Source organism: Paenibacillus sp. JT22N1 (genome assembly GCF_059692155.1).
On sequence record NZ_JCAUAW010000010.1, the window covers coordinates 221,066 to 233,878 of the forward strand.

General features: G+C 44.8%; 9 protein-coding genes. 2 read left to right on the top strand and 7 right to left on the bottom strand.

Annotated elements, in window-relative coordinates; translation table 11 throughout:
- Positions 1–70 precede the first annotated feature (70 nt).
- Positions 71–862: a helix-turn-helix domain-containing protein gene (locus AC58UU_RS20245; protein ID WP_497318522.1), complete on the top strand. Its 792-nt coding sequence runs from the start codon at positions 71–73 to the stop codon at positions 860–862.
- A 493-nt stretch (positions 863–1,355) separates the two neighbouring features.
- On the opposite strand, the gene AC58UU_RS20250 is transcribed toward AC58UU_RS20245, so the two are convergent.
- The 3 genes from AC58UU_RS20250 to AC58UU_RS20260 are packed head-to-tail and all read right to left on the bottom strand — an operon-like array spanning position 1,356 to position 5,137.
- Positions 1,356–2,126: a sugar phosphate isomerase/epimerase family protein gene (locus tag AC58UU_RS20250; protein WP_497318523.1), complete on the bottom strand. Its 771-nt coding sequence runs from the start codon at positions 2,124–2,126 to the stop codon at positions 1,356–1,358.
- 2 nt (positions 2,127–2,128) lie between these two features.
- On the bottom strand, positions 2,129–3,205 hold the full coding sequence (locus tag AC58UU_RS20255) for a Gfo/Idh/MocA family protein (protein ID WP_497318524.1): 1,077 nt from the start codon (positions 3,203–3,205) through the stop codon (positions 2,129–2,131).
- 39 nt (positions 3,206–3,244) lie between these two features.
- Entirely contained in the window at positions 3,245–5,137 is a 1,893-nt protein-coding gene (locus tag AC58UU_RS20260) for an ADP-ribosylglycohydrolase family protein (protein ID WP_497318525.1), read from the bottom strand.
- A 117-nt stretch (positions 5,138–5,254) separates the two neighbouring features.
- Between AC58UU_RS20260 and AC58UU_RS20265 the strand changes: the two genes are divergently transcribed.
- Positions 5,255–6,139: an AraC family transcriptional regulator gene (locus tag AC58UU_RS20265; protein ID WP_497318526.1), complete on the top strand. Its 885-nt coding sequence runs from the start codon at positions 5,255–5,257 to the stop codon at positions 6,137–6,139.
- A 112-nt stretch (positions 6,140–6,251) separates the two neighbouring features.
- Here the strand turns inward: AC58UU_RS20265 and AC58UU_RS20270 are convergent, their stop codons facing one another.
- The 4 genes from AC58UU_RS20270 to AC58UU_RS20285 all read right to left on the bottom strand — a co-directional run bounded on the left by AC58UU_RS20270 (position 6,252) and on the right by AC58UU_RS20285 (position 12,736).
- The gene (locus AC58UU_RS20270; RefSeq protein ID WP_497318527.1) at positions 6,252–8,870 is read right to left on the bottom strand and encodes an OmpL47-type beta-barrel domain-containing protein; all 2,619 of its coding nucleotides are present in this window, start codon (positions 8,868–8,870) and stop codon (positions 6,252–6,254) included.
- A gap of 117 nt (positions 8,871–8,987) precedes the next feature.
- Positions 8,988–10,772, bottom strand: coding sequence for a type 2 periplasmic-binding domain-containing protein (locus AC58UU_RS20275; RefSeq protein WP_497318528.1), 1,785 nt, complete (start codon positions 10,770–10,772; stop codon positions 8,988–8,990).
- 91 nt (positions 10,773–10,863) lie between these two features.
- Positions 10,864–11,760 (bottom strand): carbohydrate ABC transporter permease, encoded by an 897-nt coding sequence (locus AC58UU_RS20280; RefSeq protein WP_497318529.1) that lies wholly within the window; start codon positions 11,758–11,760, stop codon positions 10,864–10,866.
- 31 nt (positions 11,761–11,791) lie between these two features.
- Positions 11,792–12,736, bottom strand: a complete 945-nt coding sequence (locus tag AC58UU_RS20285) for an ABC transporter permease subunit (RefSeq protein ID WP_497318530.1) — start codon at positions 12,734–12,736, stop codon at positions 11,792–11,794.
- Between the last annotated feature and the right edge of the window lie 77 nt (positions 12,737–12,813).

Sequence of the window (12,813 nt, forward strand, 5' to 3'; positions counted from 1 at the left end):
TTTCGGTTACAATAAATGGAGGATCCCCTACCATAACAGAGACGGGAGAATTTGCCGAAAGGAGCCTTCTATGATCGAACCGGTTGCTATCTATTTCGAGCATTGTGAGCCAAACAACTGGCATGTACCAAAAAGTAAGACAAACAATCATATTTTAATCCTCATTACAAATGGAACCATTCTCTACACGGTTGAAGACCATACCTTTTCTATGCAGAAAGGCGATCTTATATTTGTTCCCCAAGGGGTTTGGCGCAGTGCGTTGAATACGACCAAAGAAGCTCATGACATGTATGTCGCTCACTTTCATTATCGTGGTGACGGGGATGGACTTCCCATGCTTATTGCACCAGATCGTTGTTTAACCAGACCTTTTAACTTTGACTATATAAAGCAGAGATTTTCACTGCTAACCCAGCACTGGCTGCGAAAATCCACCTACTCGGACACCATTTGCCACAGCATAATGCTTGAAATGCTTGCAATCATCAATGAAGAAATTGATTCTCAATCGATGCAGGGCAAATCCTATAATATCGTTATGCTGCTGCAAGCCTATATTCTCAATCATTATCACCGAACCATCTCGGTGACTGAATTAGCTGAACACGTGGACCGAACCCCTAACTATGTCAGCACCATTTTCAAACAGGTTACCGGACAATCCGTCACGGACTACATCCAGCAAATCCGCATTGCCGCCGCCTGCGACCTGTTGACCAACTCACAAATGAACGTAGGAGAAATCTCCGATTTTCTTGGGTTTTGCGAGCAGTCGTATTTTAACAAAGTGTTTAAAAAATGCACCGGCACCTTGCCCTCGACCTACATGAAGGAAAAGGTGAAAATATGGAAATCTTAGGCTGCTTCGGCAAAAGATAAAGCGCTCTTCTAATGAAATAACCAGCTTTCGCCGGCCTTAGTCGAGAGGGCAAATGGGCTATAGTGGTTACCTGTTACCAATGTTGTATTCTCTACAACAATTCACACGCCAAACGGCTATTTCTCAACTTGAAGTTGTAGTTTGTACAACATTTCGAGCCTATTTGTTACGAAATGGCCTTTTTAGGACCAAATTGTTGTACATTATGCAACAACGAAGGGAGAGAGGCGAGAATTAGGCAGCAATTGTTGCACTTTTTACAACATCATTCAATCGCAAATAGGGATTCTTTGATCCAGGAAATTGTTGACGTTGTGCTATCCACAGCATGTATCCACAATCCCACTCAGCTCAGCAAAATCCATAGCAAACCAACCTAAATAGGAGCAAGCTTTCGCCTTACCCCCTACCCCAAACCATATAGATTCTGTTAAAGAAAGAGCTGCCACGAGGCAGCTCTTCCTTTATGGTGCTATCGGTTTTCTAAAAGTTGGTCAGCCATTCGGTGTAAATTATTTAAGCTAAGATTCACGCAATCCATTGGATTGCCCTGACATACATCCTGCTCCACAACGTACCAATCTACACCATTCTGCTCTCCCCAAATCAATATAGGGTCGAAATCGATCACTCCAGTACCAATTTCAGCATACGTCCCTCGCTCATCGTTGGTCATATCCTTCAAGTGCATTGTCGGCATCCGGAGGCTATACGGACGAATAAATTGGGCCGGATCTTTCCCTGCTTTCTTCACCCAATAGACATCAATTTCTGCCAAAATGGCATTATCCACTGAAGGCTCAATCAAATATTCCAAAGCATTAGTGCCATTAACGCTTGTTTCAAACTCGAAAGCATGGTTGTGAAAGCCGATTGTATAGCCCTCGGGCTGTAATTTCTTCGCAATTTCATTTAGTTGTATGCGAAATTGTTGGTAGCCATTTTCGTTTCGCAGCTCATGCGGAACAGAAGGACAAATAAGGTATGAAGTATGAAAGAGACGCGCTTGAGCCATGACATTCTCCACGTCATTAAGCAAGCTTTCCAATGAAACGTGCATACCTGCGGTTTTTAATCCGGTTTCCTGCAGCACCATGGAGATCTCTTGTGCGGAATAACCGCAAAGACCTGCCATCTCGACCCCAGCCCAGCCCATCTTTTTGATCTCCCTTAGTACACCAGGAAAATCTTGTTCACACTCTTTGCGCAGCGTAAAAAGCTGTACGGCGAATTTTTGCTTCATGCCTACATATCCCCTTTGATTGCTTCCATAATCATCTTGAAGATTACAAGATCCTGCAGGTAGTCCTCAGGCGTCGTTTTTGGTTGTAACCCTTTCGTCACCACTTCATAAAAATATTCAAGCTCATACACATAAGCGTCCTTATAGGTCGGGCGAATGGTAGATTCCTCAAAGCTGTCCCCGATTGTTTCACTTATATGCAGCGTCGTTGGCAATTGTCGAATATAAGGTGTGTCATATTGAATAAGCACAGATTTATTCTCACCATAAACCTCGATATGAGCATCAAACCGCCCCTGCTGGTCCATCCCTGTTTCAAATGTGGCGTTGAAGCCATCATACTCAAAGATAGCATTTTTAAATCTGCCCCCCAACCAGGATGAAGCTGCTTTCACAGCAATGGGCATTCCTATTAATTCCCGCATGGCCGAAATATCATGACTATTTAATCCAAGCAATAAGCCATAGGCTGCATACATGTCATCAGATGCTTCACCGACCGCTTCTCTCATTAACCTGGCGTTTCGCTCCTTACGGTCCTGCACAGCTTCAGCTGAGATATCATTGAAACGATATATAGGGTTGGATTGACTCGTGAAAAATTTGTTTTGACCGATAATATCACGAACTCTCACATAGATAATCGGTCCAAGTGACTTAACCTCTTCTAATGCCCGGAGGTAGGCGGGAGCAAATCGTCTCATATAACCAACCATCACTTGTACATTTGCCGCGTCCCTCGCTTGGATAATCTCATTAACCTCATCTTGGGTGACACACATTGGCTTCTCTACAAATACATGAATTCTCTTGTTCAGTGCCGCGATCGTGGACTCGGTATGGTATTCCATGTTATTCAGTACAAAAACAGCATCAAGCTCAGATTGTTCAAACATGTCTGTTGCATTCAGATATAAGTGCTGAACGCGATATTTCTCTCCCATCTTCGCTAGTAGCTTTGGCGAAATATCACAAAAAGCAACCATCTCATAGAGCTCCGGCAGGGATTCCAGAATCGGCAAATGAATCATTTGCGCCACTTCCCCCAAACCGATAATTCCTACTTTTATCTTTGTCATTTTTTATCTCCTCAATTACTGTTAATCAATTCTCATCTGTTACCCCAACAATATATCTGTATGGTAATAGTATGAACCAGGCGATGTGGTGTTTCGAAGCGCTACCGGTAAGACATACACCTCCAGCGGATAACCATTCCTAGTAGCTTCCAGTTCCACCTTATGGATTCCGGCAGGCAAAGTTAACTCCACCCATTGCTCTTTATGGCAACGATTATACGCTGGCATGAACTCCAACGTTTCTTTACAATCAATCACAGTTTGTCCATTCAACTTCAGTGTTACGGGACTGTTAGCAGCTGCAATGAGACGAAGCTCCCGTTCAATTGGGTTAATGAGCGTCGTTTCCGCCCGATATACACCGTCAGCAATAAACCCAACAGAATCTAATCCAAGAACCTTTTCCCATTCCAATCGGTTCCCTGGGACATAAATCTCTTTTCCCGCATCGCTTTCCGGTCCCCAGACGATCCATCTGGATGCGCTTATCAAGGCGAAAGGCACCCTCTGAACAGCCCATATCGAATGATCATGAATTCGCGTCCAGCAAAAAGTAAGCTCATGACTTGCGGCCGCAACCGCAGAAGCCCGAATTTCTACGTCCCACAGGAAGGATTCGTCAGGCTGCAGACTAACCTCAAGCTCATCAGGCCCAACCCAGTCCTTAGGCAGCTCCAGCGCTATGCTGCCATCAATCGGGATTATCGATCGGTTCGTCAAGGTAAATTGCAATGTCTTCCTTTGACCTGCTCCGATGGCAGGGCCTTCTGAGCCGAAGTCAATCACCAGCTCGGCGTCCGGACAGCTTCGCGTTCCCTGCGGCAGCAAATATTGATTGGATGTAACTTTTCTATCCCACAGCTCCCTTATTGTTCCTGCCGTTTCTGCTGCAGACGTCTCCAATCGGTTCCAAGACGTAGGCAGGTCGGGATGCACTAGAATTCCCGTGTCCCAAGCGGCCAAGATCTGTTTGCCCATGCGGATGGTGCGGATGGTCAACTCATCCAAATCCTTCGGCGCGGGAAATCCTTTAACTGGGGGACTGACAACAACACGGTCGCCAACCGGCTTCACCCATTTATCCGGCAGTGCTTCCGGCCCGAGCAGCATACCCAATATCGCGCCTAGCGTCGCAGCGGTACAATCAGTGTCGTAGCCGCAGTTGACGGCTTTCAATATCGCATCCTCAAAATTCTCGCCATACAACCATCCCAGGATCGTAAAAGCAATATTTTGCGGAGCGTCGCAAAAGTTGTCATTGCCATGGTACTCTAGAATAAGTGAACGTGCTTCTATCCAACTCTTCCCTTCTGAATGCCAACGGATGAGATCCTTCAAAGCTTTGGCGGTTCGGCAATCCTTGGGAATATATGTCATTCCGATCTCAATTAATGTATCTCGGTCCTTCTCAAAGAAAATGGCGCTCTCCAAAGCGGCAAAAAACATTTCTCCGTATACACCTTCCCCTCCGGCATGATCCACTATCGCGTCCTGATAGGCATAGTGAGCCGCAGTTGCTGGCGCTCCAGGTGCTGCCATTGCCCAAATTTCGGAACGAATCGGAGAGCCCATACAGTCATTGAACGGATTGTTGAACCAGCCTGCAACTGGCGCGAGAAGACCTCTTCGTAGATTGGCCAAGGCGTAACCGTATTCATCAAAAGGGAAAAAGATGTGTTCCATCCACTCCTGCCCAAGCTCACGGGAGGTCAATCCCGGCCCATACTGTTCCAAAGCATGCAGCCATACCAATTGCAGATCCAAATCATCGTTCTCCAGCGGACCGTCAGGCAACACAGGATAAAAGGTCAATTCCAGCAGCTCTTTCTTGCCCTCAACCGGTCCCCCAAGCGTCCCCCCGATATTTTTCCCGAGCCATCCCCCGTAGACGATTCGATAGTAATCCTGTTCATTTAAAATACTGGTGCTCATGTGTATTCCTCCGTCATTTGATATAATGGTGATGACTTTATTATTGGAACGGCGCCATTACGGAGCCATGTACATAGTTACGTTCTCGAAAGTAAAAACATCGGAGGTTGTCATGCCATGTACTACGCTCTGTCTCGATTGTCCAAGCTCGATGTCAAATGGGCGGATCTTTTCGACGCGAATACCCAATCCTTCTTTGCTCGGCATCATAATCCCTACTACGAACTGATCGTCATTGCCGACGGTACGGTTCATTTGCAGACTAACGAAACCCGCACGACGCTACAAACCGGTGAATCGATGCTTATGATGCCTTGGGAGTCACATTCCGGTTGGAATCCCCATGAAAGACAGGGCCAATTTTTTTGGGTGCAATTTTCCTGTGAACCCAGCCTGAATGAATTCGTGCTGGATCGGGCGTCTGAGCTTAATATTGTCCATGCCGAACGTACGGAACTAAGAACCACTGAAATCCTTCACGAGGATTTACTTGTAGTGCCTCGTCAGTTTCTTTCCTTACAGCGTTATAAACTGCTCGGCTTGTTTGAAGAACTAGTGGAGACAATGAAACAACCGAACGGTTATTTTCGTTTTCATGCTACCCTTTTGCTTGGCGAAATACTTCGGCTCATGGCGAGTGGTTTCTTGGAGCAGAGCCACTTGGACACGGCTTTTCCCGCTTCTTACCTAACATTCCGCAAGCTGGTTAACCATTTGAACAATTTTTATGAGTCGGACATTTCCAAGGAAACGTTGGAGCGGGTGCTGGAGCGAAAATATGAATACCTTTGTCAGGTGTTTAAAAAATATGCTGGAACGAACATCCATAACTACATCCACCAGCTTAAAACCCAACATGCCAAACACCTGCTGCGCAATACAGCTAAAAGCGTTAAAGAAATTGCTGAGGAAGTCGGGTATCCAGATCCTTTTTACTTCAGTCGGATGTTTAAAAAGATCGAAGGAGTCGCTCCTCAGCAGTATCGGAACACTGGACAGTGAGATAGAAGTAGCGCATGAATGCGGCAATGTCCATCAACCGATGCCTCCCGAATCCAACTGGATCCGAGAGGCGTCAGCATATCTCATCCATATAAAATGCGTGTACCTTGACTTATTGGTTATGTGGAACGCTAACTGTACTTACTGCTGTTGATTTATTGCCTACATTGTCGGTTATCGTATAAGTTATTGTATATATACGTCCTGTTCCATTACCTAATCTTTCCGCACGTAAACTAAATGTTGTGGCCGATGTCCCAATAGCGGCCTCAATGTCACCTTGACCACTATCCGGTTCATTGCTCGTAATGGAGGTTAACACCACAGATGCGACGCCTGATGTAGCATCACTCGAATTCAGCGTGGCATGAACAGTCACCATTTTATGATTCGGTGGCCAGATAGACGTTTTATCTAATTGTACAGTTAATAATGGTGCCGTCTTGTCAATCTTAACGGTTGTCGTATGTTGCTCTTCAATGTTACCTGCGTTGTCTACGCTCCAATAGGCAAGCGTATGTACGCCGTCAGTTGTCAGCGTAACGGAATTCCCGCTTTGTTGTGCGCCGCCGTCTATGGTGTAATAGGTTGCGGCTACCTCTGATCCGCTACTGACGGACAAATTATTTGTCGCTGTAAGGCTTACCGTGACCGGATTCACGTACCAGCCATTTTGCCCTTCTGGCTGTGCAGGAGATAAGGTTGCTGTAGTGACTGGCGGTACTTTATCCAGTTGGATGACCATCATGCTCTCCGGCTGGATCACATCACTATAGGAACCGCCAGATAAGTTCACTTCTGTTTCGCCTAAAGATAGCCTGCCTTCTGCGATTGCAGAAGCAACTTCAGTCGAGTTGTAGATAATTCGCTTGACCTTTTGATTCGTGTAGCTTGCATCGCCGAGATTAGCTGTCACGCTAACCGGTTGATCCCATGGATTCAACAGAAATAGCGCTTGAGAGCCATCGGGTTTGTCGATCATATATGATAGCAGCGTCGAATCGGCAGAATTCGAGGTGACCTTGCGGATTGAAGCGCCAGGCTGAATTTGACTGGAAAGGAGCTGATACGAATAATAGGCTGGTCGAAGAGGATAGCCTTCCGCCTTGGTTCCCCACATCCCATATTTCATTACCCAGGTCGTCGTCCCCAGATCCCCGTAATTCATGTCAAAAGCTTCCCAATATGAAAGACCTTTCACGCCGACCGCAAGCGTCTGCATCACATAAGCTGCCAACTTCAGCATCGATGGATACCGTTTCGGCATCAGCACGCCATCTACGGTACCTGGGCTAAATGCAACAAAACCAACTCCATACCCCACATTGGTTTCCCAAAGAAACTCGTCTAGCCCTTTGGACTGTGCATACTTTGCCACCATAGCAGAGCGCAATATCGAAGAAGCCATCGGTCTCTTATAATGGACATAGCTATGGTAGGACAACATCCCCAAGTCGCTTTGAAGCGGCCCGGCGATCTGCTCAGTAAAGGTATCGCTTGCCGACACATCTCCTCCAATCAATTTCACATCATGAAAACCGCGGGCTGCCAGAACATCAGCCATCTCCTGATACAGCGCCACATAGTCCGAAACAGTGCCCGGAAAGCTGTTGCTGTTATCCGGTTCATTATAGAGCGTAAGTCCATCGATATGCAGCTGCTGGCTCTGCAGCCACTCGATGAGATCGGCCATATGCACCGCAATTACCTCCTTGGGCTGTAAATAATTCGGCCAAGTCATAACGAGATTAACTTTTGCCCCAAGACCTTTGATGATTTGCAAATCTTTCACCAGTGCACTCATCATAGGATTCGTCGTGAAGTCGTTGCCGGTGGAAGTCACCCACCAACGCGTATCGGTAAATACTCGCACCCAGGCCGGTTTAATCAGCTGCAATCGCTCTGTAATCAGTTGTTCGTCCTGAGTCGAAAGCCTCCCAGGCATTGCGAAATGCGGATTCAAATTTGTGCCTAGTCCGATTAAATTGGTATTAAGCATGCTATTCGTTACGTTTAGCTCGACCTGCTGAGCGTAGACAGCATTGACCACCGAACTGTCCGAATAGTAAGCAAGCGCAGCATTGTCGAAATAGGCCTTCCCCATGCCGTTAAGCAAAAAATTCAATTTGACGGAAGCCGTCCCTTGAGGAATGACCCCGATTGCTCTACGATACGTCCAGCCTTGATTTCCCTGTATGGGTCCCGATTGATCAAACGCTATGCGCCCCCCACTCGCGTTGTAATATTCAATAGCGATATACGCACCCACACCAAAGCATTGGCTGCCAATCTGCTTACACTGGACATTGTCCGTGCGCAGCCACCCGCTGAATGCGATTGATTTGCCGACCTGCAGGTTTCCGTTGACGGTGAGTGTCTGGGTATATGAGGGGAATGTGTTGACACCGTCGTTAGTGGGGATTTCAATGACAGCCGCCCCGCTATTATTCACTCCTGCTGTATCGTTGAAGGTAAAGATGTACCCTGGCTGGCTTCCAGCTGGTATCCATCTAGTCGATCGTAACGCGTCATCAAAACCGGGAGAAAGAAGATTATATGACTGCGCCTCGCCGATGGCTGTCGGGCCGAATACATTCGGCCCGAGTTCATCCTGATTGAAAGCGTTTGCACTGCCGCTAATAAACAGGCCAGAAGAGACAAATAATAGGGTCGCCATAAGGGTGACAATCGTGCGCAAGGATGTCCTTTTCCATTTGACAAAATACATCATTAATTCCTCCTCGTTTTATCATAACTCTTTGCGCTAGTATATACAGTTACCGTTCAGCTTCCCACCCGGGAAACTGAGCGGCAACAGATGCAATTATTTGTTCAAATTTTTTCATTGCTATTTTAGATTCAAATCCTTAGCCGTTTGTTGAGCGTCTACTAACAGTTGATGTAACTCATCATAGGCTTTATCTATGCCGAGGTTTTTGAGGTCTGAAATGGCCTTTTTCTTAGCCGCGTCAAATTCCGCATCATCCTTGGCCATAATAAATTTCGCGACATTCGCCATAAAATATTGGTCTGCTTTCGTAAAGATCTGCGTAGTTGCGTCTGAAGGTTGGGCTACCAGCGCCGGAACTGGCCAAAATTTCGTTGGCGCTGCGAATTTTCCTTCTTTCACCAACTTGTCATATACCTGCCCTGGGTATAACAAGTCCTTATTGTAATGTTTGGCAAAATCCTTTTCAGCGTTTGACACAAGTCCCGGATTTACCTGTTTGCGCAAGTCAACCGGCGTACCATCTTCCGTCGGGTAGCTCTCTTCAAATGCAGCCAACCTTTTAAACGCACCTCCTAGACCATTGGCTTGAAGATACTCTGAATTGTTCGGCTTTGCCATTTCTCCAATTAATTGCGCTTTGCCATCCACAATATCCCAATCCTTGCCTTTCACCCCATTGTAAATAAATCTTGCTCCTTCCGGAGAATTTAAGTAATCCAGCAGCTGCAGGGTTCGTTCCGGATACTTATTATGCGAGGTGATTGCTTTAGCGATCCCTATACCCCAGCCCAAAGGGGTCTCGATATTGTACAAACCGGAAATTACGCGAAATGGACCCGGAATTGTGAGCATTTGCGCATCATCTTTACCTGTATATTTCACTAAATCAGCGCCGCCTGACCATACAGAGAGATGTGAATTCAGCAATTGCCCCGTGACAAGCTTTTCTTGATATTGCGGACTCTTCTGTGTGAAGCCTTCCGGATCAAAGAGACCCATCCGATGAGCTTTGTTGTAAAAATAAATACCTTTCCAAAATATGCCGTCTTCCTTCGTGTATTGGTCTTCCACTTCTCCGGTTTTCAGATTCAATTCTTGACCGTTTGCCAAATTATTATAGCCATTTACGAAAGGATAGGTAATAATGTAAGGCCATGTTCCCCAATCTGTCCATGCGGAGAACGAGTACACCTTTTTCCCGTCTTTCGTTGTCGGATTCTTATCTTGAATCTGCTTCATGACCTTCAAGAAATCATCTTCATTTTTCATCTCCGGATAACCGGCTTCTTTGTACAAGTCCCATCTTGTATTGAAATTGACAAAAGCAGTTTGGCTTATGAGATCATTATTAGCTTTCACTTGTGACGCTGATAAGAAATAAACCTTATTCGTGTTATTGCTAAACGATTTTCTGAATACATCTAAAGATGTTTTACTGTATTTGGTAATATTAGGTCCATATTTAGCAATCAAATCATCCAGAGGGATGACCTGGCCGCTTTTAATCATCGAATTAGCCAATGTGTAAGTAGATCCTACAAAAACAAGGATATCCGGCAAATCTCCGCCTGCAATCATGGTTTTTTGTTTCACATCGTCACCAGTTATGATATCCAGCGTAATTCCGAATTTCTGCTTGATGGCCTCCCCAAAAGCATTGTTCTGAATGCCTTCACGTATAGCTTTAGAAGACGGAGCGACAAATACTTTTAAAGTGATAGGTTCCATGGAAAGCTTCGGATCTGAGCCCGGTGTTGAACTCGAAGCTACTGCATTCGGTGAAGCTGAATTAGCAGGCGTTGTAGCTGGTGTACCGCTTTTGCCGGAACATGCGGATAGTACAAGAAGCACCGTGATAAGCGTGAGCGGAACCAGACTTGATCTACCTTTTAGATGTTTCATTCTATACCCCCTTATTATAGGTAAAATCTATAATATAAATGGTTTTCTAGAAAAACCAATATATCCTCTGCGAAAAGCTTGCATTCTAAAATTAGCCTTTGACGGCACCCAGCATAATGCCTTTGATGAAATGCTTCTGCAAGAATGGGTACACCATCATAATCGGAAGAACCGAAATCATGGTAATGGCCATTTTAATCGTCTCTTCTGAAACTTGAACTTCCAAACCAGATCCTGCAGTCTGTCGCGCAGCGTTCTCAGCTATGGCTTTTGAGTCATTGAGATAGTTGAATAAAATGATCTGAATCGTTTGCAAACCTGGTTTGTGAACCAGAAAGTAGTTATCCATCCATGTGTTCCAGCAGCCGACCGCCGCATAGACGGCAACGGTTGCAACAATGGGTTTGGATAAAGGGAAAATAATTTTATTGAATAAAGCCATAAATCCAGCACCATCTATTTGAGCCGATTCTTCGAGTGAATCTGGGATTTGCTCGATATACGTTTTGACGAGAATAATATAAAAAGCATTGATGGCTCCGGGGATGATATATAGAAGGAAATTGTCTTGTAATCCGTACGTTTTCATTGTAATGAACCATGGGATCAACCCGGCACTCAGATACATCGACGAAATCACAAATCGATACACGACCTTACGGTAAAGCATCTCCCGCTTGGTTAATAGATAAGCGAACATAGAAGAGAAATAAACGCATATCATGGTGAACAATACTGTTTTTACGACGGACACTACGAATGCCAGAGGTACTGTTCCTAGAGCAAGTATGTTGATATAGCTGTCGAAACTGATTTTAGTCGGGAAGAAATAAATTCCCCTCGCCGCAGTTCTTGGGTCACTGATTGAATAGATAAAGACATAGTAGAATGGATACATGCAAACAAGTGTAAATAGCGTCATAAATACATAATTAAATTGGTCAAATAATCGTTCCCAAATTGAACTGTATTGCTTGCGTACCATCATGTCCTGGACCTCCTTATCTTCAATAGATTGTTTACACTAACGATTCGCCCCTTGTTTTCTTGGAAAGATAGTTGACAGAGAACAAGAGAATAATACTGATGAGGGATTTCAGCATGCCAAGAACCGTAGCGTAAGAATAATCGTTGATGATCCATCCTGTTTTATACACGTAATAATCCAAAACTTCCACTTTATCCGCTACAAGTGAATTATAGAAAACAAAATATTGATCAAACCCATTATTCAAGAGATTGCTGACCGATAACAAGAGAAGAACAAAGAATGTTGGGGCGAGTCCAGGCAATGTAATATGCCGCATCAATCCAAATTTGTTAGCGCCGTCTATTCGTGCGGCCTCATAAAGCCCCGCATCTATGCCTGCTATCGTAGCAATATAAATAATCACGCCCCAACCCAAGTTTTTCCATATGCCTAACCCTAAATGAAAGAACCATGCGGCATCATTATTGCCTAAAAGCCCGATCACTGGAACACTTAAATGCAAGTTTTTTAACAGTGTATAGTAGAGGCCACTCGTTGAAAAAATCGAAAAAGAGAGCGAGAATACGACAATCCAGCTAATAAAATGAGGAAGTGTAGTGCTCGTTTGAATCCATTTTCTAAATTTGCTGTTTTTTATTTCATTGAGCATAACGGCCACGATTAACGGCAAAGGTGCGAAAATGAGATTCAGAAAGCTCATCGCTAGGGTGTTTCTTAAGATCCGGAAAACCTCACTTCGTTCCGCATATATTTTCACAAAATTATCGAAGCCTAAAAAATGCAGCTGCGAAAATTTCAACGCCGGATTGTAATCATAGAAAGAAAAGATCCAGCCGAATAGCGGCACATAACTGAAGGCAAATACAAAAATACTAAACGGAATCGCGATGAGAAAATATTTCAATCCTGCTCTATTCTTCTTTCTGGTTCTATGTAACGGCTTTACTACAGTCATGGATATTTCTGATTGCATAGTTCCCTCCACGAAGCGTTTTTTTCATTAGGTGCTATTCAATACTTGTGTATATCCATAATAGTAATGGTAAAAAT

Bases quoted from the DNA above. Each gene is read 5' to 3' on its own strand.
- AC58UU_RS20245 (WP_497318522.1), top strand. From the start codon at position 71: ATGATCGAACCGGTTGCTATCTATTTCGAGCATTGTGAGCCAAACAAC.
- AC58UU_RS20250 (WP_497318523.1), bottom strand. From the start codon at position 2,126: ATGAAGCAAAAATTCGCCGTACAGCTTTTTACGCTGCGCAAAGAGTGT.
- AC58UU_RS20255 (WP_497318524.1), bottom strand. From the start codon at position 3,205: ATGACAAAGATAAAAGTAGGAATTATCGGTTTGGGGGAAGTGGCGCAA.
- AC58UU_RS20260 (WP_497318525.1), bottom strand. From the start codon at position 5,137: ATGAGCACCAGTATTTTAAATGAACAGGATTACTATCGAATCGTCTAC.
- AC58UU_RS20265 (WP_497318526.1), top strand. From the start codon at position 5,255: ATGTACTACGCTCTGTCTCGATTGTCCAAGCTCGATGTCAAATGGGCG.
- AC58UU_RS20270 (WP_497318527.1), bottom strand. From the start codon at position 8,870: ATGATGTATTTTGTCAAATGGAAAAGGACATCCTTGCGCACGATTGTC.
- AC58UU_RS20275 (WP_497318528.1), bottom strand. From the start codon at position 10,772: ATGAAACATCTAAAAGGTAGATCAAGTCTGGTTCCGCTCACGCTTATC.
- AC58UU_RS20280 (WP_497318529.1), bottom strand. From the start codon at position 11,760: ATGATGGTACGCAAGCAATACAGTTCAATTTGGGAACGATTATTTGAC.
- AC58UU_RS20285 (WP_497318530.1), bottom strand. From the start codon at position 12,736: ATGCAATCAGAAATATCCATGACTGTAGTAAAGCCGTTACATAGAACC.